The organism is Ruegeria sp. F5 (genome assembly GCF_056533845.1).
In genome coordinates, this window is record NZ_JBQFOU010000001.1 from 366,536 (window position 1) to 392,010 (window position 25,475).

The window sequence follows — 25,475 nt, forward strand, 5'->3', positions numbered from 1 at the left end:
ATTCAGCACTTGACCCCGGATGCAATGATTGACTTAAAGCAATTTGTCTACTGAGGTATGTACTATGTCGTCCGCTCGTTTTCTGAACCGCTTCGGCATCTCGCCTGCAGAGTTTTTCTTCAAAGCTAGTTACGCCATCCTGATGCTGGGCTGGAGCATGTTTTTTTCCGCAGACCTGGCGCACCACTTGGTCTATGCGACACTCGTTTTAATATATTTTGTGGTTTTCTTATTCGGTTCATTCTGGGTCAAGCTGGTTTCGGCTGTGCTTTACTTCCCTGTGATTTATGCCCTCTGGTCAACAGGTTACGTCGACAACGTGATCGGCACCCCTGACAGTCACTTTCTGGTGCTGCTGATGCCTTTCTATATCGGCACGGTGTTGCTGGGCATCGGGTCGTCGGCCTGGGTTTCCGCGTTCACGATATTTGGTTTAATCGTCTGTTTCCCGCTGATTGAAACTTTGCTGTTTGATAAGTCCGGCGACACCAGTTCTTCTGGATCGGCTTTTGCCCGTGTGCCTGCCCCGGGGCATGTAGACTGCGGCTATGCTATCGATCCCAATCTCGGCTACCGGCGCAAAGCAAATTGCGAGGGGCAAAAGACCAATCAGGTTCTCGGCGAAGAGCTGCTGAGCGAGTATTTTCTGAAGACCGACGATAACGCGGAACGCGTGAACCCCGCACCTGTCCGCACAGAGGGGCGGCTGATTTTCATTGGCGGCTCTCGCGTCTTTGGGGACGGCGTCCGGGATGATCAGACGATACCCTATTACCTGTCCGAGTTGACCGGCATGCGCGGAGACATTTGGGCGCTGAGCGGTTGGGGTATCGGGCAGAACGCATTTCTGCTGAACGAGCGGTTTGAGGATGTTGCAGAAATAGCAGAGCGTGAACCGGTCACATTCGTATACGTCGCCTATATCGGACATGTGGGGCGCAGCGCGGGTGGTTACATCGAAACGCTATACTACCATCCCAATTACCCAAGGTTTGAGGTTGCGGACGGTCAAATTGCAAAGATCGGCCGCCTGAGAAATTACTCGTTCAAAAAGTACGTCCTCTATTCCTCTCTCCACTATTTCTGCGAACGCCGCTGCAGGGCCCTTAACCGGCTGGGGTATGAGGCGGCGCCCTATTCGGACCTCGTGCAATTCGTAGCGAATAAGGTTCAGGAGATTCCCAACGCGCGCCTGATCGTTGTCCTCCACCCCGGAAAATCGGGCAGCGAAATTGAGTCCTATGTCGATCTAAAGCAGTTGTTTCAGGATGCCGGGCATGTGGAGGTTCTGGATGCGACCGGGTTGTATCCAGAAAAAAGGCCTTATGTGATCCACCCGGTCTACGACGGGCATCTGTCCGCCGAGGGCAACAAACGGCTGGCAGAGTTCGTGAATCAATCGGTTTTCGCGAAGTAGCGGCTGCTACCTTGAGGAACCGGCCTGACGTCTGTGTGCGTTCGGGTCGGACTTGAATTCAGGCCACCTAGCACAATAGGTTTTCGCCAAGCCCGGTTTGCGCACTGCTATTTGAGAATAACGCGCGGTTCAGCACTACCACGCACATCCAAATGGACAACAAATGTGTTTCCGGCATGTTCAAACCACTCCGGGCGATTTTCGGGCAGCTTCTGGCGCGCCGTCGTCACAAAGAGATGCTGGAAATCCTGACCCCCAAACGCAGGGCAAGACGTGTGGCCGGTTGGGAGATCAATCGCGGACAGGAAAGCACCTTTGGGGCTGTAGCGCGCGACGCGGGCCGAACCCCATTGAGCGCTCCACAGGCATCCTTCTGCATCCACCACGGCACCGTCCGGTTTGCGTTCAGTATGGTCATCTGTAGCGCGCAAATCGACAAACATCGCCGCCTCGCCCACTGGCCAACCGGTTTCGGGGTCAACCTGGAAGCGCCAGATGATACGGGTTTTGGTGTCCGAAAAATACGCGCAGTCCCGGCTATGGTCGAAGCAGATAGAGTTGGGAGTGCTCAAATCGCGCTTCAGAACCCGCAATTCGCCGCCACCATGGTGGTCCGGACGCCAGCGGTAGAGCGTTCCCATGCCCGCGTCTCCGGATTTGCTCATGGTGCCCACCCAAAAGCCACCCCAGGGATCGGCCCGACCGTCGTTAGAACGCGTCAACGGGTTGTCGGCTTCGATGTCGCAGAGCATTTCTTCGGACCCTGATAGGAGATTGAAGCGGCTCAACCCGGTTTCGCTGGCAATCAGCAGATGGTCCCGATCAATCCAACCCGCAGCGCTGACATTACGGTCGAATTGCCAGTTAAAGGACTGGGATACGACGCGCGACAGGAGTTTCGAATTGACGATATCGAACCAGAAAAGCTGCTGGCGCTCCGGATGCCAGAGGGGGCCTTCGCCAAGAGTACAGGGGCGATCATCAAAAATCTTCGCTTGATGGGTCATAGAATAACCGGACAAAAATGCGCCTCAGAGGTATTCCCGGTCAGCCTGATACCCGCCAGGTGTGGTCGGCCACCAAACCCACCTCTCGCCGTCGATCCCGCTTGCAGAGCACCCCGCACGACTACAACCCCAAGTGCCGGTACAGGTTTTTCAACGTGTTTTCATGCACATATTCAATGGCCTGCACGGTGCTGTTGGCATTGTGGCTTGAAACGGCGACGTTTTCGAACTGCAGCAGCGGATGATCGGTGGGCAGAGGTTCCTGTTCAAAAACATCCAGCGCCGCCGCCGCGACTTTGCCACTTTGCAGCGCGTCAATCAGCGCCGCTTCATCCACAAGCCCGCCGCGCGCCACGTTGCACAGGATCACCTGATCGCGGGCTTTTTCCAGCGTATCTGCGTTGATCAGATGATAGTTCTCAGGCGTTTGGTTGCAGCACAAACAGATCACATCGGCCTGATCCAACAGGTCATCAAACGAAACGATCTGCGTGCCGTCCGGCGCTGAATCCATATGGGGATCATGCGCAATCACATTCATGCCCAGTCCGCGCGCCCTTTGGCCCACCCCCTGACCAATGGCCCCATAACCTACAACACCCATGGTCTTTCCGGTCATTCCGGGAAAGCGCCCCTTTGGCCATTCACCCGCACGGATCATCCGGTCGGTGCGCGCCAGGCGGCGTGTCGCAGCAAGCAACAGGCCAATTGCATATTCGCTGACCGCATCCCGGAACGCGCCCGGCGAATTGCAGACCGGCACGTTCAGGCGCTGTGCTGCGTCAAGGTCAATGCTGTCGATACCGGTGCCCCATTTCGAGATCACTTTGAGCCGCGGCAGATAAGCCTCGAGAACGGTTTGCGTGATCTGATCATCACCGGCGAGCCAACCATCCACGTCTTGAGCGTATTCCAGACATTGCGGTTCGGCCATGAACTGGTTCACTTCAGGCCAGATTGGCGTCAGCCCTTTCTCCCACAAAAGTGCGTCAAAACGATCTTTTTCGTTTATCATCATGATGTTGGAAACAAGCACATGCATGACGGAACCCTTATGCGTTATTGCGTTTTGCCAGAACGCCCAAAAGAGCTTCGGCGATATCAAGGTCTTCCTGCGTTTTGATCACGTGGCCCGAGATCGCACTGACCGGGTAAAAGGCGATCTTGCCGTTGTAAGTGCCGATAGTGCCCGCTTCTACAGCCTCGATATAGGACTTTGCACGCCAACCGGTGATCGACCAGGTTACGCGCTGGGTGGGCTCCAGATCTTGCGAGTTGGTTTTCTCTTGGAAAGTGAAGTTCACGGGCTGATCTTTGTACGCCACCTCAATCCGGTCCTGGATGCAGGACAGCATCACATCCGCGTCCGATGCGATAAACGCCTCGGCAAAGTTCTTTACTTCCTCGGCTGTCAGCAAGGGCGCAATCGAATGTACCTGAATAAGAAGGTCGCAATCGACATTCTTCAGGAAGTCATAAACAAACTGCTCTGATGTTGCGACTGAATTACCCAACTCCTCGGGGCGCTGGTAAAAGTTGATACCGTATTGATCGGCGATGGGTCCGAATTCCGCGTTTTCCGAATTGACGTAGATTTCGTCAAAGCAGCCAGAGGTCTTGCATTTCTCGATCGCGTGGGTAATCAGCGGTTGCCCCGCGAGCGGGGCAAGGTTCTTCTTCTTCAAACGCTGGCTGCCCATGCGCGCCGGTATCATTGCAATTGTTTTCATATCTTCCTTCCCATCGATAGCCGACTCAGGCGCAACTGCGTGCAAATAGCGGCTTATGCTTTTCAAAAATTTCCCGAGGCGCACAAAGGCTTTTTTGATCGCCGTCCAGCGGCACCGACACAGCACTGGCGTCGTAGCTGGCATAGCGCAGACCAGCTTCCTGCGCGATCAGGGCACCCGCCATGTCATCCCAGCCTTTGGCTTCCCGGCTGGCAACAAGGCTGACACGCCCGGCTGCGGCGTAACACAAATGCAATGCCTGACTGCCAAAATTGCGCAGTTTGAACTCGGTCAGCAGCTGTGCAAGCGCGTCAGGCGCGACAGTTGCAAAATCTTTGAGCAACCCCGAGGACACGACCGCCAGTTTTGATTTTCCGGGCGTGGATTGCAAAGCCGCCCCGTTCAGGCAAGCACCACCACCCCTCTGCGCCGAATAAAGATCGTTTTGCACGACATCATAGACAGCGGACAGCGCCGGTTCGCCGCCGATGATCAAGACCACTGCAACGCTGTAAACGGGTACTCCGGCAACGAAATTCACGGTTCCGTCCAGCGGGTCAACCAGCCAGAGCGGACCTGAACCTTCGTGCGGGCGGTAGTCTTCCTCTCCCACCACCGAGGAACCGGGAAGCAATCCCGGCAGCCTGGCCTCAAGCAGCTTTTGCATGTTCAGGTCCAGACTGGTGACCAAGTCCAATCCATCGGAGCCTTTGTCCCAGACTTCCGGCCGCTCGTTGAATACCTCTTTCACCCAACCGGGCAGTGCGGCGCACAACGCCGCATGCAAGCCGTCTGGCGCTGGCTGAGCGGGCATGATCAGAACTTTCGTTCGGCAATAAGTGCTTCGTCCATATTCGACATACGCAGATACTGGGTCAGAATATGAATGAACGACATGTGGATGTCTTCGATGACGCCATAATTCGTGGCCTCAACATGCACGTTCACATCCGCCAAGCCCTTTGACCGCCCGCCGGAAAACCCGGTGAACGAGATGGATTTCATGCCGATGTCCTTGGAGGCTTCAAGCGCCCTCACGACATTCTCGCTGTCTCCTGACGAGCTTACGGTCCATAGCAGATCGCCGGGGCGCGCCATGGATTGCAGCTGGTAGGCAAAAACCTCGGCATATGAAATGTCATTGGCAAGCGCCGAATTCATTTCTGTATGCGCGGAAAGCGACATGAAGCGGGGTTTCAGCTCTGTGTCTGTGCGTACACATTTCAAAAAGTCGCACAACGAATGGTTGGCGATACCGGCAGAGCCACCATTGCCGCAGATATAGATGAAGTTGCCCGCCTGGATCGTTTCGACAAGCAACGCACTAACTTGATCCAGTGCGCTCAGGTTGCTTAGTGCTGCCGCCTTCGCGAGGGTGTCGAAATACTGGCCAGCAAAGCTTTCACAACTCGGGAAACGCGTGTTTGGGAAAAAGTCTTTCATATCCATTCATCCTTCGAAGATGGGTCACTCTTAGGCTTCCAGGACAAAGCGCAGAACCCCGGATCTCAGACTGCGCTGTAGCAGGATTTGTAAGTCACGCAAGCGGTTCTGGTCTGCCTCTCGAAAAAAGCCAGACCAGAACGGGATATCAGAATTCTCGGTGGTCTTGAAGTAGCGATCCAGAATGACCGCATCCAGCCGACCGGGCGTCGAAACTTCAAGAACCGAAAGGCCGATCCGTGCGCAAAAAGCCTGAAAGCCCTTGATGGAAAATACGGTCAGCCGATCAAGTGGAATGAAGCTGGGGGAATCCGCCCCCAGGATTTCATACTCCAGACCGTCCGCACAGGAACTGGCAATGAAAATCACCGTTCCGGCGGGAACCGATTGCCTGATCGTCCGCATCAGGGCCTCGGGGTCGGCAACCCGGTCCAGCTCTGTCGGCATCAAGACTGCCCGGGGTGCTATGTTCCTCAGACGCTCGCCGATATCGTCAAAATCAGCGTTTTCGGGGGTGAGCGGCAGAAAATCCCAACTGCGATTGTGGCTTAACCGCCGCGTCGATTCAGGCCATGCGGTCGCCTGCGAGGCAAACCGAATATCGACAACTGTATCAAGCGGGCGCTGCAGCCGCGCTTCGGTCAGGCTGATCCAATTCATAAGCGAGATGAATTCGAACTCGCGGTTATTGCCTGTATCTCCGGCTTCTTTCTGACCGATGAGATCAAGCCGCAGACGGTCCAGCGTCTGCTGGCCGGGAACGCGCTGCGCATAAATGGTGTTGCAACCGGTGCAGCGTTGAAATTCCAGCAGTGTCTGGGAAAAGTTCTTGCTTCTGGCAAAATCTCCGCCGCAGGCCGGACAATTCTGACGCGCCGTCCAGGTAGTATCGCCATCCAGCATCAACTCTAACAGCGCCTTGTTACGGGCAAGACGGTATTGGGCGGGTTTTTCCCCGGTGATGGTGCTGACATCCGGAAGATGATCAAGAAAAACAGGTGTTTGCATTGTCAGATTGCCTGATCGGAAAGCGTGGTTTGGTCTTGCAGTATTCGATGCCACTCTGGATCGGCAGAGTAAATTCTCTCGACCAGTTCCATCACATCCAACGCTTGCTGAGATGTACCGCAGCGCAACGGTTCGTGCTTTACAACCGCGTCGTAAAACTCGGTAATTTCCTTGTCCCAGGATTTGTCTTCCGTAAAGCGCAATTCCTGACTTTCCGGGTTCGGGATCGGATTGCCGCTTGCATCCAGCCTGTTCAACGCAACCGTAAGCACCTCTGTCCCATAGCTGCCAGAAGCCGAAAGGATGCCGTCCACCGAGACAAAACCATTGCGCAAATAAAGCTCAAGCCGAAACGTGTGTTGCCACTGCGTAGCGGAAGAGTGGACCGAGGCAACGATGCCATCGGCATTCTTCATCAACGCGAATGCATTGTCTTCGACCGGAACATCTGTCCAAAAATTGCGCTGGACATAGCTTTGCACGTCCTCAAATCGACCGGCAAACATCTGAAACAAATCCAGCATGTGAATGCCCTGATCAATCAGAATGCCGCCACCGGACTGTGCCGGGTCATTGCGCCAGTTCTGCGCATAGTTCGGGCCGCCCGCCTTGCCGTAAACGCCGCGCATGAAATAGAGCTCACCCATCGTGCCGGCATCGATCAGCTTCTTTGCCTCTTCAATCGCGTCATGGACCCGGTGATTGAAACCGAACTTCAAAACCCGATCGTTTGCCGCGTGTTCAGCGGCCATCATGCGGCGCACATCACCCGAGTTGCGACCGGGTGGCTTTTCCGAGAATACGTGTTTTCCGCGTTCCAGCGCCGTGCACACCACGTCCGGGATCATCATGTTCGGCACGCTGCAAACGATGACGTCCGGGTTATAGTCGTAAACCGCCAGCGGGTCTGTAACCATGGGAACACTTGCATCGGGATCCAACGATGTGTCGCAGGCCACGACCACTTCAAATCCGCCGTGACGTTCCATAGCCTCGTGGCGAATCCGCCCCATTTTGCCATAACCGACTATGGCCACACGCAAGGTCATAAACCAATCTCTCTATTATTGTGGCGCAGCGCCCAGCAACGTTCCGAAACCGTGCGATACAGCCGGAACGCCAAACCGCGCCGACCATATCAGGCTGCAAAACCGGCGCAAGTTGGAAGTCCGTCCCGGGCATCAACCCGCACGATTTGAGAGAAACTTCGCTTGCGTTACGTCTGTTCGAAGCTATGGATGACCAGACACAATGAATTGCAGAGAATTTATGGATCAGAAACGGTCAGAACACATTCGCGCAGCGCTCTCGCAAGCCCGAACAGCGGGGCGCCCCGCTCTGCTGGACGAGTCAGACATCCCCGACAGCATGTCCGATGCATATGCCGTCAGCTTTGCGCAAATGAAAAATATCGCGGCATGGAAAGTCGGCGGGGCCAATCCATGGTCGCGGAAAGTGTTTCAGAACACAGACAGCTTCATTGGCCCGCTGCATCCGGACGAAGTGTTCCTGGAAACTGCGTCCGTTCCGGTTGCGCATCTCAATGCGCCGCTGGCCGAGCCCGAGATCATGCTGGAGCTTACGCGCGGCACCAGCGCGGCAGGCGATATGGAGTTTTCCCGCATGGCAATCGGGTTCGAAATTCCGGCATCGGTTCTTCCCGAAGCGCTGAAACCGATTCTGAACGGCCAGATCGTGGACAGGGCCGGAGCAGGCGCGCTTTGGATCACCGGGATCACTCCATTCGATCAAACTGCCTTGAAGCAGGAATTTTCATCCCGCACATGGCACAACGGAACAGAAACCCCATCCGGCAGTTCCACCAATCTGCCCAATGGTCCACTGGGGGCCGCTTTCGAGTTTCTTCGGGTGGCGGCGAATTTTGACGCGCCGTTGCTGCCGGGGCAATGGGTTGCAACGGGTGGCCTTAGCCCGGCTGTCCCGGTTGCAGCCGGAGACTCCCTGCGTGTTCAGGCCCTGGATTGGGATGTAAGCCTCAACCTGATCTGAGGTGCGACCTGAGTTCCGGTCTGGCGGCAAACGTCCAGAAAGGCCAGCAGTCAGATCGAGTCGGGGTTTGTCTTCATCGAAATCGTGGACATGTCCAACGGCTTGCTCAATTGCCGGCGAGCGATCTTGAAGATTCCGGCCCGAGCCTCCTGCGCGCTGCGGAAGCTCGGCAGAACCGACATCCAGTTCCGGCACATGCGCCAGCCGACCTGAAACCGGCCCGAGATCGGTTGCCCGCCTTGCAGTATCGCCGCGAAGACGATTGGCACGGTGCGGCGCGACAGGTCGAACATGTTTTTCAGAACCGCCTCTTCCTCTTCCGAGCTCAGATTGCCCTTGTCGGCCATTGCGACCTTCAGGTTTTTGCCGACGGGCCGCGTGTGGTGCATCGCGATTTCATCCAGAATCGCCGCGCGAAACGCACCGGCTTCGGCCCAGCGGCACCAGATGTAGTCCAAACCGTACCCGCTCATTGTGCCCTGAAACAGCGGCAGGGCCTTGGTCAGGATGTCCCGGTGCAGGCAGGGAGCCATGATTTCGATATAGTTCGTGTATCTCAGCACGAAACCGGGGCACTGGCTGAAGACAAAGTGGGAAAAATAGCTCTCGGGGCTCAGTGACGGTTGTGCGATGCGCAGGCCGTAGACCTGCATGGCCCGGAACAGGGCATTCACGTCCTGCGCGCTGATATCCAGATCATCATCCGGCAACCAGAAGTAGTCGTACTGGGTCAGGTCCCGATTCCTGAGCGTCTGGTACAGCCCATCCCACTTACCACCCTTGACCAAAACGGCTTCGACACCCGGCTCGGGGGAGAATTGCGCAAACGCCTCGTCTGAAAAGAAACTGATCAGAAGATCGAAACTCCGGTCCTCATAAGGAATGTCCTGCCAGCGGGAATGCAGCGACTGGCTGCCTGCGCGCACGACGACGAGGTTCTTTTTCATGACCGCGTCTGGACCTGGGATTCAGGGCGAAGTATCGGGCCGAGCCCCTCGATCATGTCAGGGCGCAGGGGATGGCTCAACCGTCCGTGGGTGTATTTGGCCTGATAGACCAAGTTCCGCACAAACCTGCTGAAAGACGATCCTGTTTTGGTCGCGGTCCGGCAAGGTTCGATCGTACTGCTGAAGGTCTCACGCTCTTCCACCATCTGCTCGACGAGTGTGAGGATCGGTATCTCGTGCTCCCAGTAGAATTTCAGATCGATATCGATCGGCCGCGCAATCGGCGCGGCAAGCTCGACGAGCCGCGCGGCGGCCTTGCGCCCAAGGACATACCCGGTGGTGCGTGGCGGCAAACGGTCAGACAGAACCAGACTTTGATCGCCAACTTTCCTGAGAACGCGGGCGTTTCGGTCAGACACCCCGTCGAGTTTGATCATGACATCTTCGAAACACTCGGCGCACTGATCTATCGCGTCCAGGAAAGGTCTGGGGTCCTGAACGAATGTGGCATCATCCTCAAGCACAAGGCTTACCGAATTGGGACTGTCCGCGACCCTCTGCCAGATCTGACGATGCCCCAGCGTACAGGCAACCTCGCTGCGGCTGAGCGGGCGTTTGAACTTGCTGCGGTTCATATCGGCATCATAAATGCGCCGCAGATCAGCCTCTTCCAGCTGGTCGCCGGAAATTGCATCCGTAAACTCATGCTGCAGATCAAGATGAGTCAGTTCATCCCTGCAGAAACGTCGCCGTTCCGCATCCTCTGGCAGGCTTAGAATAAAGGTCCTGATCGACACCGAACTTTCACCAAAAAATCCCAAGCGTTACTAAGCAGCAAGCAGGGTACGAGCAAGAGGATAAAAAGCGATCTTTCGCCAAATAACCGTTTTCTCTGCATCGCGGCGAATTTCCGCCGTTGTCACCGGCCACCCGGAAAAAAACGGGCGATTTTGACAGCGGTGGAACGCCGCAATGATCCCGGCAAGAATTACCATATTGAAGTATCAAAATCAAACACCTAGCGGGATCCTGAGTTTTTCGCCCCCTGCGGCCGAGCGGGCTTTCCGCGTCCGGTTGGGAATCTGGCGGATCAACCAATTTCTTGCCGAAATGCTTGTGTTACCAAGTGCCCGCATCTATCTAACCTGTCTGAGTCCCGGACAAAGCACGGCTTATGTTCCTTCCGGGCTACAGCCTCGCATCATCTGCACTTTTGGCAGACAGGAATATAGGTTATCTGAGCGAGAGCACGGTTTTACGATCTGGAGAATGCAATGGTAAAGCGCGCCTGGAACGAATGGCGATCGGGCTATATGGGCCGACTGATCGGCGAAAGCTTCTATGCGCAGGGCGGGCTGTACGGCATTGCCATTTTTGCAATGGTCATCGTTGCCGTTACGACCGCCGGGTCTGCGTACATGATGGAGTATATCGTCGATGCGATGACCAGCCCCGATATGCGGGGCTGGGCCCATGTGATTGCTCTGGGCGTGGTGGGTCTGTTCCTTGCAAAGGCTCTGGCGTCCTACGTTCAGGCCATGTACCTCGCCCGTGCGGGCAACCGCATTGTTGCGGCGCAGCAGGAACGTGTTTACCGCAAGCTGCTCAAGCATGGTGTTGCGTTTTTCAGTGCCAACGAATCCTCTGATCTTTTGATGCGCACGACCAACGGCGCGCAAATGGCGCGCCGATTGATCGACGTTCTGGTCACCGGCTTTGTCCGGGACGCTTTGACCCTGGTCGGGCTTGTTGTCGTCATGGTCTACCAGCAGCCGGTTCTTTCGGTCATGTTCTTCATCGTGGGACCGGTCGCGTTGCTGGGCGTGCGTTACCTGTTGAAAAGCGTGCGCGCGATCATGCAGGCCGAGTTCAAATCTCTGGCCGAAATCATCCGCGTTCTTCAGGAGACATCCAGCGGCATCAAGGTGATCAAGGTCTTTTCCCTTGAGGACCGGATGATAACACGCATGGAGACGGCGATCCGATCGGTCGAAAAACGATCCAACGACATCGCCAGATTGCAGTCCATCGCCAGCCCTCTGATGGAGTTTCTGGCAGGGCTCGCGGTCGCTGGCGTTCTAGTCGTCAGCACCATGGGAATCGCCGGTAGCGAACAGCCCTCGGCGGGCCAGTTGATGTCGTTCATCACAGCGTTGCTGATGGCTTATGAGCCCGCCAAGCGCCTCTCGAAGATGCGGGTCCAGATCGAAGCCTGCATGGTCGGTGTCGGCATGCTGTTTGGATTGCTGGATCAGGAAGACACCATGCAGGAAAGCCCGGACGCGCATGATCTGCAAAAAGGTCCGGGCGAGATTGCCTTGCGCGACGTCACGTTTGGCTATCACGGCGCCGTTCCGGTAATTCAGGAGATGAACCTGAAATTCGAGGCCAAAAAGACCACCGCGCTGGTGGGTCAGTCCGGCGGCGGCAAATCGACCATTTTTGGTCTCATCATGCGGTTCTATGACCCCGATCAGGGCAGTGTGGAGATCGATGGGCAGGACCTGCGTGAGGTCAGTTTTCCCTCGTTGCGCCGCAAAATCTCTTATGTCGGTCAGGATACATTCCTGTTCTCGACATCGGTGATGGAGAACCTGCGCTGCTCGGCGCCCGACGCATCAGATGAAGAGGTGATCGAGGCCGCGAAAGCCGCGCATGCCCATGACTTTATCAGCGATCTGCCCCAGGGCTACGACACGCCGGTTGGCGAAAACGGAACCTTCCTGTCCGGGGGCCAGAAACAGCGCATCGCGATTGCCCGCGCCATTCTGCGCAATGCCGAAATTTTGCTGCTGGACGAAGCCACCAGTGCGCTCGATGCGGAATCGGAATCGCTGGTCAAGAACGCTTTGGACGCTCTGACAAAGGACGTGACCGTGATCGTGATCGCGCACCGCCTGTCGACCATTCTGGAAGCGGATCAGATCATGGTGGTACAGGACGGTGCCATTGTCGAACAGGGCAATCTGGATGAATTGATGCAGTTGGACGGCAACTTCCGCCGCCTGTTCGATCAGCAGTTCAAAAAACACGACTCGACCCCGGAAGTCGCAGAGTAACTGCGGTCCGGTTTGCTTCACCGACTTTGGGTTCGGCCATTCGGTGGCCAAATAAACAGGCTTTAGGCACACAAATCCGTGAAAGCCGGAATTTTGTATTCCTTTCAATTGCAAATCTGCCTACCTATTAGTAGGTATAGTTCAAACCCCAAAAGGCGACACGCCCGTCGCGTGCAGTCTGAACCGCCCGCAACCAGCCAAAGGAACATAGACCCATGGAACTCAACTCGGACTTTTCCTCCCGCGTCGTTGTTCACTCGGATCAGCTTGAATGGCAGCCCTCGCCCATGAAAGGCGTGGACCGGCGCATGCTGGACCGGATCGGAGGTGAGGTCGCCCGCGCGACAACCATTGTCCGCTACGCGCCGGGCAGCAAATTCTCGGCCCATACCCATACGGGCGGTGAGGAGTTCATCGTGCTGGACGGCGTGTTTCAGGACGAACACGGAGATTTCCCGGCGGGCACCTATGTGCGAAACCCGCCAACCTCGCAGCATACGCCGGGGTCCGCGCCGGGCTGCACGATCTTTGTCAAACTCTGGCAGTTTGACATGGAGGACCGCACCCAGTTCCGCAAAACCATGGCCGATGAACTGGCCGCGCCCAAGAATGGCATCGCTACCGCAACCCTGCACGAAGACGCGCGCGAGATTGTCACCTACAGCCATCTCGACCCCGGCGCGTCGCTCGCGTCCGACGCGACCGGAGGCATCGAACTGCTGGTCATCGATGGCTCGATGACGACCGGCGGCGATGCATTGACCAAGAACGACTGGCTGCGCCTGCCCGAAGGTGAGCCGCTGTCCGCAATCGCGGGACCGGACGGTGCCAAGGTCTGGATGAAGACCGGCCACTTGCCCTTTGCCAAAGCACCGGAGGTTTGATCCATGCCTGCCGAAAAGCCACTCGCACTTGTCGCTGGGGCCGGGGCAGGCCTTGGCCAGAGCCTGCTCGCCCGGTTTCAGGCCGGCGGCATGACCGCCGTGGGTCTGGGCCGCACGACGCCGGACAATCCGGTCGGTGCGTTTCATCAACTTGATGTTTCTGACCCCGATGCCGTTGGCCCCGTGGTCGCCGATCTGATCGCAGCGCATGGCCCGCCAAAGATCGTTGTCCACAACACTGCGGAACTGGTGATCGCGCCTTTCGCCGAAACCTCCCTTTCAGACTATCAGCGGACGTGGAAATCCATGGTCCAGTCGCTGGTCGTACTGGGCCAGTCTGTCCTGCAACCTATGGTCAGCGGTGGCGGAGGTACGCTGATCGTTTCCGGTGCCACAGCCTCGCTGCGCGGCGGGGCGCGGTTTTCCGCTTTTGCCTCAGCCAAGTTTGCGCTGCGGGGGCTGACGCAATCTCTGGCGCGCGAATACCAGCCAGCGGGCGTGCATGTGGCGCATGTGATTCTGGATGGCATCATCGACACCGCCAGATCGCGCGGGCTGCACAGTCTTGACCCGGCCAAGATGATGAAGACGGACGAGATCGCCGAGGTCTATTGGCAACTGGCCCACCAGCCCCCGTCGACCTGGACCCACGAACTGGATCTGCGCCCGGCCACAGAAGGGTTCTGAACGATGCGTACCCAAACGCTCATCATCGGCGCGGGGTTGTCGGGGCTCAGCCTCGCCTCACAACTGGCCCGGGAAGGCCGGGATTTCCTGCTGGTCGAAGCGCGGGACCGGCTGGGCGGGCGTATCCTGACCCGGCAATTGGGCGGCGGCCAGTTCGATCTGGGCCCGACATGGTTCTGGCCCGGTCAGCCGCGGATCGCCGCGCTGATCGAACGGCTGGGGCTGGAGTGGTTCGAACAATACTACGAAGGCGCGCTGAGTTTCGAAGATGAGCGCGGGCAGGTCGAACGCGGACGGGGCTTTGCCTCGATGCAGGGGTCGTATCGTTTGAAACAGGGGTTTGGGGCCTTGATTGATGCGCTGGCCGCCGAAATTCCGGAGGGGCGTTTGCACCTTTCCACTCCCATCGACGCACTTTCAAAATCAAGCGACGGAGTTACCGCAACCGCCCGCAACGGTTTGATCTTCCACGCACAACAGGTTGTGATGGCCCTGCCGCCTCGGGTCGCTACGAACATCGCCTTTTCCCCAACCCTCCCCGACCAGACCGTCGCCGCGATGACCGGGGTCGCCACATGGATGGCTGGTCAGGCCAAAGCCGTCGCCGTTTACGAAACCCCCTTCTGGCGCAAGGCTGGCCTGTCCGGTGACGCGACAAGCCGCCGGGGCCCGATGGTGGAAATCCACGATGCCTCGCCCGCGAAGGACGGCCCCTATGCCCTGTTCGGATTTGTCGGCACGCCCCCGCAAACGCGTCTGGACGAGCCGATGCTGCGCCAACTGATCGGGGCGCAACTGGTCCGCCTGTTCGGACCCGAAGCCGCTAACCCTCTGTCGCTCAGCATCAAGGACTGGGCTTTTGACCCATTCACCTCGACCGAGCGGGATCTGCAGCCGCTATACGCCCATCCTCGGTATGGGCTTCCACACGCGCTGAAAGATATCTGGGGCGACCGGCTGATTTTTGGCGGCACCGAGGTCGCGGTTCAGTTCGGCGGCTATATCGAAGGGGCCCTGGAGGCGGCAGAGACCGCGTTGGCCCGTATCGCATTGGAAAGGGTCTGATCCGCCATGACAACAGACACCAAAACAGCCTTGCTGGACGTTGCTGAACGCGCCGCGCGGGCGCGGGGGTTCGATGGTTTCAGCTATGCCGATCTGGCCGAAGCGGTCGGCATCCGCAAAGCCTCGATCCACTATCACTTCCCGACCAAAGCCGCCCTGTCCGCCGCGTTGATGGAACGCTACCACGCAGCGATGGACGACCAGTGCACCGGCATCGAAAGCCAGTACAAAACCGGTGCCGAACGTCTGCGCGCCATGATTACGCTCTATCGCAAGGCGCTGAACGGAGGCGAAACGCTGTGCCTGTGTGTATCGCTCATCTGCGGCCGCGAAAGCCTGTCGGACGAGGTGATCGAAAAGATCAGGACGTTCAGGGCAATGATGATACAACGGATCACTGCGGTCTTCGAACTTGGGCGGCAAGACGGAACGATCCGGGGCGTTACCAACCCGACCGCCGATGCCCGCGCGACGCTGGCCCTGCTCGAAGGCGCGCATCTGTCTGCCCGCGCCGAAGAAAACGTGGCGAGTTTCGATGCGGCGGTCGATATCCTGACCTCTCGTCTTTGATCACGCCGCTGCAACACCTCTGGCAAGACACCGCTCACGCGTCGGGTCACAATGGCGTCGGCCACCCTTTCACCCATGCGTCTACTTGGATATGACGGATACAGCGCCAGCGGAGCATCGCGGGCCTTCACATTCCGCGCCCTGTAGTCAGGAGAGCCCCTTGATGTCGTTTCGTCCCTTCGCATTTGCGGCCCTGCTTGCCGGAGCATCACCGATTGCGGCCACGGCCCAGGAGGCCGAAACCACCGGTTCGGGCCTGTTTCTGGAACTGAACACGGTACAAGACGCGGGCCAGGCCTGCCGACTGACCTTTCTGGCCCGAAACCAGACCGGAACCCCCATCGAGAAAGCCGTGTTCGAGACGGTGATCTTTGACGCCAACGGCGGTGTGATGAGCCTGTCCCTGTTTGACTTCCGCGACCTGCCCGCTGACCGCCCCCGTGTGCGCCAGTTCGACCTGTCCGGCACGGCTTGCGCCGATGTCGGGCAGGCGCTGATCAACGGGGCGAACTCTTGCGTGGTCAACGGCGCGGAAAGCGATATCTGTCAGCAATCGCTGTCGCTGAGCAGCCGTGTGGATGTGGAGCTTCTGGGATGAGCATTCTTGACGCGTTTCGTGAAATTCTGGCCCTCGGCGGGCCTGTTGTCGCCATCCTGATCGTCATGTCCGTGCTGACACTGGCGGTGACGATCTACAAGCTGTGGCAATTCGCGGCCTGTGGCGTCGGGCGGCACAAGGTCCTGTCCGAAGCACTGGCCGCCTGGGATGCAGGCGACCGGGCAGCCGCCCGCGCGCATCTTACCAAAAGCGGCAGCTATCTTGCGCCCATTGTCAGTGCTGCGATGGATGCGCCGGACACGCCAGGCCTCGATGACCGGCTGGACGCCGAAGCAGGCCTTGCGCTTGCAGGGCTGGAACGCGGGTTCCGCCTGCTCGACACGGTTGCCCAGCTTGCGCCCCTGCTTGGGCTGTTCGGCACGGTTCTGGGCATGATCGAAGCGTTTCGCAGCCTTCAGACCTCTGGCTCATCGGTCGATCCGTCGCTTCTTGCGGGCGGCATCTGGGTCGCGCTGGTGACAACCGCCGTGGGGCTGGCGGTGGCGATGCCCACGTCGATGGTGCTGTCGTGGTTCGAAAGCCGCACTGCGCGGGAAAGGGTTTTTGCCGACAAGGCCCTGCGCACCATTCTGGTGCCCGGCCATGCCCTGCATGAAGTGGCGGGCGCTGGACGCCCCGGAACCGCACCGGAACATGCGTAACCCGGCCCCCTTTATCCGGCGCCGCATGGCGATGACGCCCCTGATCGACGTGATCTTTCTTTTGTTGCTGTTCTTCATGCTGACCTCGACCTTTTCACGGTTTGCCGAGATCGAGCTAAGCAATGCAACGGCGGGCAACGCGGCCTCGGGCGATACTACCGAGCGTGTATTTGTACAGCTTGGCCCCGACCGGCTGGCGCTGAACGGCGCGCCGGTGACGCTGGACGAGCTGGTCGCACAGGTCGAAACCGGACAGGTCCTGATCAGCCTTGATACCGAGACCTCGGCCCAGCGGCTGGTGGACCTGCTGGTGCCATTGCGTGGACGCGATGGGCTGACCGTGACGGTGTTGGAGTAAGGCCATGATCCGCCACGCCCGCCCCCGCCGGTCCCGCGATTCGACCATTCCGCTGATCAACGTTGTGTTCCTGATGCTGGTGTTCTTTCTGATCGCCGGCACCGTGGCCCCGCCGCTGGATCCCGATCTTGACCTCGTGGACACTGCCGAGCTTGAGGGGCGTGAGCCGCCCGATGCGCTGATCCTGCATCAGGATGGCACGCTCAGCTTTCGCGGCACGCCGACCGATCCGGAACGCTACATGGCTATCCATCAGGACGGGCCCGTGCGCATCCTGCCCGACCGGAACGCCCCCGGCCCGCGGCTGATCAAGGTCGCGGGGGCGCTGCGCAGGCTGGGCGCATCGTCTGTGTTTCTCGTCACCGAGCAGGCTCTGGAATGATCCGCCGGTCGGTTTTCGTCGCCGTGGTGGCCGCCTTGGTGTCACTTGTTGTGCATATCCTTGGCCTGAGCATGACCGCACCCAATCTGGCCGCGCCGCAGACCACGGAAACCGCACCCGACACGGTGGCTTTGGGCAACAGTTTCGAAGACCTTGCCGAAACCCCGTCTGAACCGGTCGAACCGGAACAGGCGGAAACCCCGGAACCTCCGGTTGAAACCCCGCCGGAACCCGAACCCGCCGAGATACCGACCAGTCAGGCCAAGGTGGCCTCGCCCGATCCGCAGCGGGTGTTCGCGCCCGACACGGGAACCTCGCAGATTGCCCAGCCGGAAGCGCCGGAACCCGAGGTGATCGAGCCTGTCGGCCAGCCCGACAGCGAAGAAAGTGCCAGCGATGAGGCAACCGAAACCCCTCCGGTCGAGCCCGAAACTGTCGCTGAGGTCCCGCAGGGCACGCCAGATGCAACCGTCGAAGCCCCAGCCGAGGCACCGGTCGCACCCGAACAACTGGCCGCACTGCCAGCGCCCGAGGTCACGGCAGTGCCTGTGATCCCGCTGGAGCGTGACGCGGTTGAACCGGACATCTCTGCCGAGCCGACGCCCGAGGACACCGAAGAAACCGAGTCCAAGCAGGCCGTGACCGCCTCGATCCGCCCGCGCCTTCCTGATCGCAGACCACAGACAACGCCGCAGGGCACGCCCCAAAACCTGAGGAATTTCGACAATCTGAAATTCCCCGAACAAACCATCGACTCGCCGCTGACCGTCTATCGCCGGGAAGGGCTTGATGCCTTTACCCGCAGCGACTCGGGCACACGGTCCGGGGGCCGTGGTCCCGGAAATGCGAACGAGACGAACTATGCCGGTCGGGTGCTTGTGCATCTCAATCGCGCGCCGCCGGTTTTTGTAAAGGCTCGCGGGTATGCGCAGGTGTTTTTCCAGATCGACCCGGATGGCTCGCTGGCCTGGGTCGATATCATCCGCAGTTCGGGCTCGCCGGATGTGGAGCGCGCGGCACGGGAACAAGTGCGCGTCGCCGCGCCCTTCCCGCCGCCGCCGGGTGGGGTCAGCCGGAAGCTGTCATTCTATTACCAGAACAGCCCGCCGGGGGGATAACCGGCGCTAGTTGCGCTCCGAGAACGGATCGGGCGGCGTGTTCAGCCGGAGGTGCCGCATGAACGCCCGCGCGATGCGCGGGATCGGGCGCTGGTCGGACACGACAAAATGCCCCCGGTAGCGCATGGGCGAGTCAAACCGGACAAAGGCCAGATCGGGCGCGCGGTACATGTAGACCGGGAAGGGATTGATGACGGCCAGCCCCAACCCCTCGCGCGCCAGATCGGCTGCTGCGAATGAGGTGGATACCTCGGCTACAATATGGGGTTCGGCACGGGCCTGATGCAGCAATCGGTCAAGCTGGCCCCGACGTCCATGCCGGTATGTCAGGGCAATCAATTCCTGCTGATGCAGGTCCGATGGCGTCAACACATCGCGCTGCGCAAGGGCGTGTTCTGGCCGCATCACACAGACCGCAGGCGACGCGCGAAAGGGGATGAGTTTGATCCCTGCCCGGCTTTGCTCGATCCCTGTCACCGCCAGATCGGCCCGGTTTTCCAGCACGCCAAGCGTCACCATATCCGATGTCGTGACTTCCAGATTGACAAAGAACCCCGGGTTCCCGCGCAGAAAGCTGGCGATCAGCGACACCAGATAGCGATGGGCGTAGCTGGGTGGTGCGACAAGTCGCAGGGTTTCCTGCACTGTTTCGCTGGGGCCGTCGATGCGGTCCAGCGCCTCGAACAGCGGATCAAGCCGCATGTTGAGGCGAACCGCCTCTTGCGTCGGCCGCAGCCGCCCCGCATCGCGTTCGAACAATGTCTTACCCAATCGGGATTCGAGGCTGCCGATCGACCGGCTGACCGCAGATTGCGACAGGCCAAGCTGGCGCGCTGCCGCCGCTGTTGTTCCCGCCTGCATCAACGCACGCAGGGCCTGATACTCGGGCAGCGAATGCCAGTTTCTGGGCTTTCCCATCGCGACGGACCCTCATGAAAGCGACTAGATCAATGAGTAAAACTCATTGAATTTTTTGGCAACAATGATGATCCGGTCTGTTAGCGTGTGTCGAAATGAGACTTTTTGCGGCCACACAATGATGACTTCCACACCCCCGATCTTTGACGGCCACAACGATGTCCTGTCAAAGCTTGCCAAAGCTGGCGGGCTGGCCGGGGCCAAACGGTTCCTGTCCGGCCTCGATGGTGCGATTGACTTGCCCAAGGCGCGGACCGGCGGCTTTGCCGGGGGCTTCTTTGCCATCTGGGTGCCATCGCCGATGGATGCGGACGCCAAGATGGAAGAGATGGTGCAGCCGGAATACGACCTGCCGCTGCCGGATCAGATCGATGCCGAAGACGCCCTGCCCTCGGCCCTGAGCCAGGCGGCCATCCTGTTCGAACTGGAACGTCTGGACGCGCTGCGCGTGGTGCGGTCGGCAGCCGATATTCGCACCTGCATCGCGGATAACCGGATCGCCGCGATCCTTCACATCGAAGGGGCCGAGGCCATCGATACCGATCTGCACGCGCTGGACGTGTTCCATGCTGCGGGCCTGCGGTCGATCGGGCCGGTCTGGAGCAGGCCAAACATCTTCGGCCACGGGGTTCCGTTCAGATACCCTTCGGGGCCGGACACTGGCGACGGGTTGACCGATCACGGCCTCAGATTGGTGCGCCGGTGCAATGATCTGGGCATCATGCTGGACCTGTCGCACCTCAACGAACGGGGGTTCTGGGACGTGGCCCGCCATTCCGAGGCGCCGCTGGTCGCCACCCATTCCAACGCCCACGCCATTTGCCCCCATACCCGCAACCTGACCGACGATCAGCTGCGCACCATCGCCGAAAGTGACGGGATGGTCGGCCTGAACTTCGCTGCCGCGTTCCTGCGCGAAGACGGGCGAATGTTGCCGGATGTGCACTTAGTTCAGGTGATGCGGCATCTGGATCACCTGATGGGGATACTGGGCGAGGATCGGGTCGGGCTGGGCTCGGACTATGACGGGGCCATCGTACCGGATGAGATCACCGATATCTCGATGCTGCCTCAATTACGGGATGCCATGCTGCGGCATGGATACGGCGAAGAGCTCGTCAAGAAGCTCTGCCATGAGAACTGGTTGCGGGTTCTGGAAAAGACCTGGGGATCGTGACCAAAACCAAATGACAGAGAGGACAAAATGAACGCATTCAACAGATTACTTACCGGGGCCGCGCTAAGCTTGGCGCTGGCCGTGACATCGAACGCGGCGATTGCCGAAACGCCGCCCAACATGCTGGTTATCGCCAACCGGATCGACGACATCACCACGCTGGACCCGGCGGAAAGCTTTGAATTCGCAGGCTCGGATGTCAGCCGGAACGTCTATCAGAAGCTGGTCAATTTCGACCCGCTGAACCTCGACGCCGGGTTCCAGCCCGAGATTGCCGAAAGCTGGACGGTGTCCGAGGACGGCAAATCCATCACCTTCAAAATCCGCGAAGGGCTGAGCTTTCATTCCGGCAATCCGGTGACGGCAGAGGATGTGCAGTTCTCGCTCAGCCGCGCGATCATTCTGAACAAAACGCCTGCCTTTATCCTGACCCAGTTCGGCTTCACGCCGGAAAACGTCGAGCAGACAATCGTCGCGGATGGTGACACCGTGACCATCACGACCGACAAGCCTTATGCGACTTCTTTCGTGCTGAACTGCCTGACCGCCACCATTGGCGGCATCGTCGACAAGAAGACGGTGATGGAGCACGACAAGGACGGCGATCTGGGCAACGAGTGGCTCAAGACCAACTCGGCCGGGTCGGGGGCTTATTCGCTGGTCAGCTGGAAGCCGAATGAAAGCGTTACGCTGCAATCCAACCCGGATTTCTATCTGGGCGCTCCGGCGATGGAGCGTGTGGTCGTGCGACATGTTCAGGAAAGCGCCAGCCAGCGCCTGCTGCTGGAACGCGGTGACATCGACGTTGCCCGCAACCTGAACCCCGAGGATGTGGCCGGTGTGTCCTCGTCCGAAGGGATCCGCATCGCGGACGAGCTGAAAGGCCGTCTGATGTATGTCTCGCTGAACCAGAAACACCCCGAACTCAGCAAACCGCAGGTCCGTCAGGCGTTCAAGTATCTGATCGACTATGAAGGCATGCGCGACAGTTTCCTGAAGGGTCAGTACACGATCCATCAGAATTTCCTGCCGCAAACCTATCTGGGGGCCTCGGACAACAACCCGTTCACCTTCGACGTCGAAAAAGCCAAATCCCTGCTGGACGAAGCGGGTGTCAGTGGCCTTGAGATCGAAGTCGGCGTGCGCGAAGCGCAGGAACGTATCGAGATCGCGCAGGCGCTGCAGAACGCGCTGGGTCAGGTCGGGATCAAGATGAATATCACCGTGGGCACCGCCAAGCAGATCCTCGCCCGCTACCGCGCGCGGGAACTGGACGTGTATCTGGGCGCATGGGGGCCAGACTATCCCGATCCGCAGACCAATGCGGGCACGTTTGCCTATAACCCCGACAACTCGGACGCGGCCAATGCCACCGGTCTGTTGGCCTGGCGGAACTCGTGGGATACCGGCGGGTTGACCGAGATGACCGCTGCTGCCGTGACCGAGAATGACACCGCGAAACGCGCCGATATGTACAAAGACATTCAGGCACTGTTCCGCGATACATCGCCCTTTGTCGTGATGTTCCAGCAGATCGAGCAATCGGCGCTGCGCGATAACGTGACCGACTTTTCGACCGGTCAGGCGATCACCTCGGCCTCGTATTGGCAGGTGACCAAGTAAATGGCGTTGGCCGAAAGACCTCAGGGGGGGCGCCGTTCGGCGCCTCTCCTCCATTGGGCCAGAAGCATATTGGCGACGCTGGGCACCATTGCGATTACCATGCTTGGCCTGTTGTTCGTGACCTTCATCATCGGTCGCGTGATGCCCATCGACCCGGTGCTGGCCATCGTCGGCGAGCGCGCGTCGCAATCGACCTATGATGCGGTGTATCAGGAGCTTGGCCTCGACAAGCCGCTGCTGGTGCAGTTCTGGTACTATCTGCGCGACGTGCTGCAGGGCGATTTCGGCGACTCGCTGCTGAACGCGCGACCGGTGTCCGAAGATATCGCCCGCGTCTTTCCGGCAACGCTGGAACTGGCCACGCTTGGGGTGCTGATCGGCATCCTGATCGGCGTGCCACTGGGCGTGATTGCCGCCGTCAAACGGGGCTCATGGATCGACCAGATCGCCCGGGTCGTGGCGCTGGTGGGCTATTCGATGCCGATCTTCTGGCTGGGCCTGATGGGCCTGCTGGTGTTTTACGGAATTCTCGGCTGGGTCGGCGGGCCGGGCCGTCTGGACATATTCTATCAGGACATCGTGCCCACGCGCACCGGCCTGATCCTTGTGGACAGCGCGCTGGCGCGGGACTGGGATGTGTTCCGCAACGCAATGTCTCACATCATTCTGCCTGCGGCTCTGCTGGGCTATTACTCGCTGGCCTATATAAGCCGGATGACGCGGTCCTTCATGCTGGAACAGCTCTCGGCCGAATATGTCATCACCGCGCGCGTCAAGGGCCTGTCCGAGCGGCAGGTGATCTGGCGCCATGCGTTCAAGAACATCCGCGTGCAACTGATCACCGTGATCGCGCTGAGCTATGCGAACCTGCTGGAAGGGTCGGTTTTGACCGAGATCATATTCAGCTGGCCCGGCATCGGCAGCTATATCACCACCGCCCTGCTGAGTGCGGATATGAATGCCGTTCTGGGGGGCACGGTTGTGGTCGGGCTGATCTTCATCTGCCTGAACATCTTTTCCGACCTGCTCTACCGGTTCCTGGACCCGAGGTCGAAATGAGCGATCTGACCCTGAAACAATGGCTGCTGACCGACGCGCCGACCTCGCGCCGTCATGCCAGATTGTCGAGCCTTTACAAAGGCTGGCTGAATCTGCGGTCCAACTCGATGGCGATGGTTGGCCTGACCATCCTGATCGTACTGATTTTCACGGCCATCCTGGCCCCCATTCTGGCCCCGCATGACCCCTTTGTTCAGGACCTGTCCAGCCGCCTGAAACCCATCGGGACCGAGGGGCATTTGCTGGGCACCGACAGTCTGGGCCGGGATATCCTGTCGCGCCTGATCCATGGCGCGCGCATCACGCTTTACATCGTGGCGCTGGTTGCGCTGATCGCACCGGTTGCGGGGCTGCTAGTGGGAACGGTCGCGGGCTATGCAGGCGGTTGGGTGGATGTGATCTTGATGCGGATCACCGATATCTTCCTGGCTTTCCCGCGTCTGGTTCTGGCGCTGGCTTTCGTGGCCGCCCTTGGCGCGGGCATCGAAAACGCGGTGCTTGCGATTTCACTGACCGCATGGCCGCCCTATGCCCGCATGGCGCGGGCCGAGACGCTGACCATCCGCTCAGCCGACTATATCAACGCGATCCGCCTGCAGGGCGCGGGGCCGTTGCGGATCATCACCCGCCATATCTGGCCTCTGTGTATCTCATCCCTGATCGTCCGCGTGACGCTTGATATGGCGGGGATCATTCTGGCCGCCGCCGGTCTGGGCTTTCTGGGTCTGGGCGCGCAGCCGCCCAGCCCGGAATGGGGTGCAATGATATCCGAGGGCCGCCGGTTCATTCTGGATCACTGGTGGGTCGCCACCGTGCCGGGGCTGGCGATCTTTACGGTTTCGCTGGCCTTCAACCTGCTGGGCGACGGGCTGCGGGACGTTCTGGACCCAAAGGACGGTGGCCAATGACCCTGCTGGATGTCGAGGACCTGTGGGTTCGGTTTCCAACCCGGCAGGGCGTATTCGACGCGGTGCGCGGCGTGTCGTTCTCGCTTCGGCGCGAGCGGTTGGGCATCGTGGGCGAAAGCGGCTCGGGCAAATCCATGACCGGGCGCGCGATCTTGCGGCTGATCCGCAAGCCCGGGATTGTCGAAGCGAGCCACATCAATCTGGAAGGCCGCGACTTGCTGACGCTGGATGAGCGCGAGATGCGGTCAGTACGCGGCAAGCAGATTTCGATGGTCATGCAGGACCCCAAATTCTCGCTCAATCCGGTCGTCACGGTCGGCGAACAGATCATGGAGGCCTATCTGCAGCACAATTCCGGCTCGCGGCAGGCGGCGCGGAAGAAGGCCATCGAGATGTTGCAGGATGTGTCGATCCGCGACCCCGAACGGGTCATGCGGTCCTACCCGCACGAAGTCTCGGGCGGCATGGGACAGCGCATCATGATCGCGATGATGCTGATCCCCAGCCCGAAGATTCTGATCGCGGACGAACCGACCTCAGCACTGGATGTCAGCGTTCAACGGCAGGTTCTGAATATCATGGACGGGCTTGTGAAAGAACGCGGGATGGGTCTGATCTTTATCAGCCATGACCTGAATCTGGTGTCCGAATTCTGCGACCGGGTGCTCATCATGTATTCCGGGCGCATTGTCGAAGTCTGTCAGGCCAACAAGCTGCACGAAGCGACGCATCCCTATACCCAAGGTTTGCTGAATTCCCTGCCCCGGTTGGACGAAAAGCGCGATCATCTGAGCGTTCTGACCCGCGACCCGTCCTGGGCGGATGCGCCAAGTGTCAGGGGGTAA

General features: G+C 59.2%; 28 protein-coding genes. 17 read left to right on the forward strand and 11 right to left on the reverse strand.

Translation table 11 applies throughout. The annotated features are described in order from the left end of the window. Positions 1-64 precede the first annotated feature (64 nt). Complete coding sequence (locus ACR0K1_RS01535; RefSeq protein ID WP_480611495.1) at positions 65-1,417, forward strand: hypothetical protein; 1,353 nt, start codon at positions 65-67, stop codon at positions 1,415-1,417. Positions 1,418-1,524: 107 nt separating this feature from the next. Here the strand turns inward: ACR0K1_RS01535 and ACR0K1_RS01540 are convergent, their stop codons facing one another. The 7 genes from ACR0K1_RS01540 to ACR0K1_RS01570 form a co-directional block, all read right to left on the reverse strand. Next, the gene (locus ACR0K1_RS01540; RefSeq protein ID WP_480848342.1) at positions 1,525-2,424 is read right to left on the reverse strand and encodes an SMP-30/gluconolactonase/LRE family protein; all 900 of its coding nucleotides are present in this window, start codon (positions 2,422-2,424) and stop codon (positions 1,525-1,527) included. A 121-nt stretch (positions 2,425-2,545) separates the two neighbouring features. Then, positions 2,546-3,466: a phosphoglycerate dehydrogenase gene (locus ACR0K1_RS01545; RefSeq protein WP_480848344.1), complete on the reverse strand. Its 921-nt coding sequence runs from the start codon at positions 3,464-3,466 to the stop codon at positions 2,546-2,548. A 10-nt stretch (positions 3,467-3,476) separates the two neighbouring features. Beyond that, positions 3,477-4,154 carry an acylneuraminate cytidylyltransferase family protein gene (locus ACR0K1_RS01550; protein ID WP_480848346.1) on the reverse strand — a complete coding sequence of 226 codons (678 nt, stop codon included), beginning with the start codon at positions 4,152-4,154 and terminating at the stop codon, positions 3,477-3,479. Positions 4,155-4,179: 25 nt separating this feature from the next. Beyond that, positions 4,180-4,968, reverse strand: a complete 789-nt coding sequence (locus ACR0K1_RS01555; RefSeq protein ID WP_480848349.1) for an inositol monophosphatase family protein — start codon at positions 4,966-4,968, stop codon at positions 4,180-4,182. 2 nt (positions 4,969-4,970) lie between these two features. After that, entirely contained in the window at positions 4,971-5,597 is a 627-nt protein-coding gene (locus ACR0K1_RS01560; protein WP_480611490.1) for an SIS domain-containing protein, read from the reverse strand. A gap of 30 nt (positions 5,598-5,627) precedes the next feature. Beyond that, entirely contained in the window at positions 5,628-6,605 is a 978-nt protein-coding gene (locus tag ACR0K1_RS01565) for a hypothetical protein (protein ID WP_480611489.1), read from the reverse strand. Positions 6,606-6,607: 2 nt separating this feature from the next. Next, positions 6,608-7,654 (reverse strand): Gfo/Idh/MocA family protein, encoded by a 1,047-nt coding sequence (locus ACR0K1_RS01570; protein ID WP_480611488.1) that lies wholly within the window; start codon positions 7,652-7,654, stop codon positions 6,608-6,610. A 220-nt stretch (positions 7,655-7,874) separates the two neighbouring features. Here ACR0K1_RS01570 and ACR0K1_RS01575 point away from each other — a divergent pair, with 220 nt between their 5' ends. Continuing rightward, on the forward strand, positions 7,875-8,615 hold the full coding sequence (locus tag ACR0K1_RS01575; RefSeq protein WP_480848352.1) for a hypothetical protein: 741 nt from the start codon (positions 7,875-7,877) through the stop codon (positions 8,613-8,615). 50 nt (positions 8,616-8,665) lie between these two features. Here ACR0K1_RS01575 and ACR0K1_RS01580 read toward each other — a convergent pair whose 3' ends face one another. The 3 genes from ACR0K1_RS01580 to ACR0K1_RS01590 are packed head-to-tail and all read right to left on the reverse strand — an operon-like array spanning position 8,666 to position 10,557. Continuing rightward, positions 8,666-9,562, reverse strand: a complete 897-nt coding sequence (locus ACR0K1_RS01580) for a hypothetical protein (RefSeq protein WP_480611486.1) — start codon at positions 9,560-9,562, stop codon at positions 8,666-8,668. Continuing rightward, positions 9,559-10,359, reverse strand: a complete 801-nt coding sequence (locus tag ACR0K1_RS01585; RefSeq protein WP_480611485.1) for a glycosyltransferase family 25 protein — start codon at positions 10,357-10,359, stop codon at positions 9,559-9,561. Before ACR0K1_RS01585 ends, ACR0K1_RS01580 begins: the two co-directional genes overlap by 4 nt. 30 nt (positions 10,360-10,389) lie before the next feature. Next, positions 10,390-10,557: a hypothetical protein gene (locus tag ACR0K1_RS01590; RefSeq protein WP_480611484.1), complete on the reverse strand. Its 168-nt coding sequence runs from the start codon at positions 10,555-10,557 to the stop codon at positions 10,390-10,392. 279 nt (positions 10,558-10,836) lie between these two features. Between ACR0K1_RS01590 and ACR0K1_RS01595 the strand changes: the two genes are divergently transcribed. The 10 genes from ACR0K1_RS01595 (at position 10,837) to ACR0K1_RS01640 (ending at position 18,945) form a co-directional block, all read left to right on the forward strand. After that, positions 10,837-12,621, forward strand: coding sequence for an ABC transporter ATP-binding protein (locus ACR0K1_RS01595; protein ID WP_480611483.1), 1,785 nt, complete (start codon positions 10,837-10,839; stop codon positions 12,619-12,621). Between the two features lie 215 nt (positions 12,622-12,836). Next, positions 12,837-13,505 carry a cupin domain-containing protein gene (locus tag ACR0K1_RS01600; protein ID WP_480848356.1) on the forward strand — a complete coding sequence of 223 codons (669 nt, stop codon included), beginning with the start codon at positions 12,837-12,839 and terminating at the stop codon, positions 13,503-13,505. Positions 13,506-13,508: 3 nt separating this feature from the next. Beyond that, on the forward strand, positions 13,509-14,192 hold the full coding sequence (locus ACR0K1_RS01605) for an SDR family NAD(P)-dependent oxidoreductase (RefSeq protein WP_480848358.1): 684 nt from the start codon (positions 13,509-13,511) through the stop codon (positions 14,190-14,192). Positions 14,193-14,195: 3 nt separating this feature from the next. Continuing rightward, on the forward strand, positions 14,196-15,257 hold the full coding sequence (locus tag ACR0K1_RS01610; protein WP_480611480.1) for a flavin monoamine oxidase family protein: 1,062 nt from the start codon (positions 14,196-14,198) through the stop codon (positions 15,255-15,257). A gap of 6 nt (positions 15,258-15,263) precedes the next feature. Then, positions 15,264-15,827, forward strand: coding sequence for a TetR/AcrR family transcriptional regulator (locus ACR0K1_RS01615; RefSeq protein WP_480611479.1), 564 nt, complete (start codon positions 15,264-15,266; stop codon positions 15,825-15,827). Positions 15,828-15,990: 163 nt separating this feature from the next. Continuing rightward, positions 15,991-16,425, forward strand: a complete 435-nt coding sequence (locus ACR0K1_RS01620) for a hypothetical protein (RefSeq protein ID WP_480611478.1) — start codon at positions 15,991-15,993, stop codon at positions 16,423-16,425. Further along, on the forward strand, positions 16,422-17,087 hold the full coding sequence (locus ACR0K1_RS01625; RefSeq protein ID WP_480611477.1) for a MotA/TolQ/ExbB proton channel family protein: 666 nt from the start codon (positions 16,422-16,424) through the stop codon (positions 17,085-17,087). Before ACR0K1_RS01620 ends, ACR0K1_RS01625 begins: the two co-directional genes overlap by 4 nt. Further along, positions 17,080-17,445 carry an ExbD/TolR family protein gene (locus ACR0K1_RS01630; protein WP_480611476.1) on the forward strand — a complete coding sequence of 122 codons (366 nt, stop codon included), beginning with the start codon at positions 17,080-17,082 and terminating at the stop codon, positions 17,443-17,445. The genes ACR0K1_RS01625 and ACR0K1_RS01630 overlap by 8 nt, the downstream gene beginning before the upstream one ends. A gap of 4 nt (positions 17,446-17,449) precedes the next feature. Then, entirely contained in the window at positions 17,450-17,827 is a 378-nt protein-coding gene (locus ACR0K1_RS01635; protein ID WP_480611475.1) for an ExbD/TolR family protein, read from the forward strand. Then, positions 17,824-18,945, forward strand: a complete 1,122-nt coding sequence (locus ACR0K1_RS01640; RefSeq protein WP_480848362.1) for an energy transducer TonB — start codon at positions 17,824-17,826, stop codon at positions 18,943-18,945. The genes ACR0K1_RS01635 and ACR0K1_RS01640 overlap by 4 nt, the downstream gene beginning before the upstream one ends. Positions 18,946-18,951: 6 nt before the next feature. On the opposite strand, the gene ACR0K1_RS01645 is transcribed toward ACR0K1_RS01640, so the two are convergent. Further along, positions 18,952-19,863 carry a LysR family transcriptional regulator gene (locus tag ACR0K1_RS01645; protein WP_480611473.1) on the reverse strand — a complete coding sequence of 304 codons (912 nt, stop codon included), beginning with the start codon at positions 19,861-19,863 and terminating at the stop codon, positions 18,952-18,954. 121 nt (positions 19,864-19,984) lie between these two features. On the opposite strand from ACR0K1_RS01645, the gene ACR0K1_RS01650 reads away from it, so the two are divergent. Genes ACR0K1_RS01650 through ACR0K1_RS01670 form a run of 5 tightly spaced genes read left to right on the forward strand, consistent with a single transcriptional unit; the run spans position 19,985 to position 25,475 of the window. Continuing rightward, the gene (locus ACR0K1_RS01650; RefSeq protein WP_480848365.1) at positions 19,985-21,040 is read left to right on the forward strand and encodes a dipeptidase; all 1,056 of its coding nucleotides are present in this window, start codon (positions 19,985-19,987) and stop codon (positions 21,038-21,040) included. A gap of 27 nt (positions 21,041-21,067) precedes the next feature. Continuing rightward, the gene (locus tag ACR0K1_RS01655) at positions 21,068-22,663 is read left to right on the forward strand and encodes an ABC transporter substrate-binding protein (protein ID WP_480848367.1); all 1,596 of its coding nucleotides are present in this window, start codon (positions 21,068-21,070) and stop codon (positions 22,661-22,663) included. Then, a complete protein-coding gene (locus ACR0K1_RS01660) occupies positions 22,664-23,722 on the forward strand; it encodes an ABC transporter permease (protein ID WP_480848369.1) in 1,059 nt (352 codons plus the stop codon). It begins immediately after the preceding gene. Next, positions 23,719-24,630: an ABC transporter permease gene (locus ACR0K1_RS01665; RefSeq protein WP_480848371.1), complete on the forward strand. Its 912-nt coding sequence runs from the start codon at positions 23,719-23,721 to the stop codon at positions 24,628-24,630. The genes ACR0K1_RS01660 and ACR0K1_RS01665 overlap by 4 nt, the downstream gene beginning before the upstream one ends. After that, a complete protein-coding gene (locus ACR0K1_RS01670) occupies positions 24,627-25,475 on the forward strand; it encodes an ABC transporter ATP-binding protein (RefSeq protein ID WP_480848373.1) in 849 nt (282 codons plus the stop codon). Before ACR0K1_RS01665 ends, ACR0K1_RS01670 begins: the two co-directional genes overlap by 4 nt.

Excerpts from the sequence above, each read along its gene's own strand:
- ACR0K1_RS01535 (WP_480611495.1), top strand. The coding sequence starts at position 65 with ATGTCGTCCGCTCGTTTTCTGAACCGCTTCGGCATCTCGCCTGCAGAG.
- ACR0K1_RS01540 (WP_480848342.1), bottom strand. The coding sequence starts at position 2,424 with ATGACCCATCAAGCGAAGATTTTTGATGATCGCCCCTGTACTCTTGGC.
- ACR0K1_RS01545 (WP_480848344.1), bottom strand. The coding sequence starts at position 3,466 with ATGCATGTGCTTGTTTCCAACATCATGATGATAAACGAAAAAGATCGT.
- ACR0K1_RS01550 (WP_480848346.1), bottom strand. The coding sequence starts at position 4,154 with ATGAAAACAATTGCAATGATACCGGCGCGCATGGGCAGCCAGCGTTTG.
- ACR0K1_RS01555 (WP_480848349.1), bottom strand. The coding sequence starts at position 4,968 with ATGCCCGCTCAGCCAGCGCCAGACGGCTTGCATGCGGCGTTGTGCGCC.
- ACR0K1_RS01560 (WP_480611490.1), bottom strand. The coding sequence starts at position 5,597 with ATGAAAGACTTTTTCCCAAACACGCGTTTCCCGAGTTGTGAAAGCTTT.
- ACR0K1_RS01565 (WP_480611489.1), bottom strand. The coding sequence starts at position 6,605 with ATGCAAACACCTGTTTTTCTTGATCATCTTCCGGATGTCAGCACCATC.
- ACR0K1_RS01570 (WP_480611488.1), bottom strand. The coding sequence starts at position 7,654 with ATGACCTTGCGTGTGGCCATAGTCGGTTATGGCAAAATGGGGCGGATT.
- ACR0K1_RS01575 (WP_480848352.1), top strand. The coding sequence starts at position 7,875 with ATGGATCAGAAACGGTCAGAACACATTCGCGCAGCGCTCTCGCAAGCC.
- ACR0K1_RS01580 (WP_480611486.1), bottom strand. The coding sequence starts at position 9,562 with ATGAAAAAGAACCTCGTCGTCGTGCGCGCAGGCAGCCAGTCGCTGCAT.
- ACR0K1_RS01590 (WP_480611484.1), bottom strand. The coding sequence starts at position 10,557 with ATGGTAATTCTTGCCGGGATCATTGCGGCGTTCCACCGCTGTCAAAAT.
- ACR0K1_RS01595 (WP_480611483.1), top strand. The coding sequence starts at position 10,837 with ATGGTAAAGCGCGCCTGGAACGAATGGCGATCGGGCTATATGGGCCGA.
- ACR0K1_RS01600 (WP_480848356.1), top strand. The coding sequence starts at position 12,837 with ATGGAACTCAACTCGGACTTTTCCTCCCGCGTCGTTGTTCACTCGGAT.
- ACR0K1_RS01605 (WP_480848358.1), top strand. The coding sequence starts at position 13,509 with ATGCCTGCCGAAAAGCCACTCGCACTTGTCGCTGGGGCCGGGGCAGGC.
- ACR0K1_RS01610 (WP_480611480.1), top strand. The coding sequence starts at position 14,196 with ATGCGTACCCAAACGCTCATCATCGGCGCGGGGTTGTCGGGGCTCAGC.
- ACR0K1_RS01615 (WP_480611479.1), top strand. The coding sequence starts at position 15,264 with ATGACAACAGACACCAAAACAGCCTTGCTGGACGTTGCTGAACGCGCC.
- ACR0K1_RS01620 (WP_480611478.1), top strand. The coding sequence starts at position 15,991 with ATGTCGTTTCGTCCCTTCGCATTTGCGGCCCTGCTTGCCGGAGCATCA.
- ACR0K1_RS01625 (WP_480611477.1), top strand. The coding sequence starts at position 16,422 with ATGAGCATTCTTGACGCGTTTCGTGAAATTCTGGCCCTCGGCGGGCCT.
- ACR0K1_RS01630 (WP_480611476.1), top strand. The coding sequence starts at position 17,080 with ATGCGTAACCCGGCCCCCTTTATCCGGCGCCGCATGGCGATGACGCCC.
- ACR0K1_RS01635 (WP_480611475.1), top strand. The coding sequence starts at position 17,450 with ATGATCCGCCACGCCCGCCCCCGCCGGTCCCGCGATTCGACCATTCCG.
- ACR0K1_RS01640 (WP_480848362.1), top strand. The coding sequence starts at position 17,824 with ATGATCCGCCGGTCGGTTTTCGTCGCCGTGGTGGCCGCCTTGGTGTCA.
- ACR0K1_RS01645 (WP_480611473.1), bottom strand. The coding sequence starts at position 19,863 with ATGGGAAAGCCCAGAAACTGGCATTCGCTGCCCGAGTATCAGGCCCTG.
- ACR0K1_RS01650 (WP_480848365.1), top strand. The coding sequence starts at position 19,985 with ATGACTTCCACACCCCCGATCTTTGACGGCCACAACGATGTCCTGTCA.
- ACR0K1_RS01655 (WP_480848367.1), top strand. The coding sequence starts at position 21,068 with ATGAACGCATTCAACAGATTACTTACCGGGGCCGCGCTAAGCTTGGCG.
- ACR0K1_RS01660 (WP_480848369.1), top strand. The coding sequence starts at position 22,664 with ATGGCGTTGGCCGAAAGACCTCAGGGGGGGCGCCGTTCGGCGCCTCTC.
- ACR0K1_RS01665 (WP_480848371.1), top strand. The coding sequence starts at position 23,719 with ATGAGCGATCTGACCCTGAAACAATGGCTGCTGACCGACGCGCCGACC.
- ACR0K1_RS01670 (WP_480848373.1), top strand. The coding sequence starts at position 24,627 with ATGACCCTGCTGGATGTCGAGGACCTGTGGGTTCGGTTTCCAACCCGG.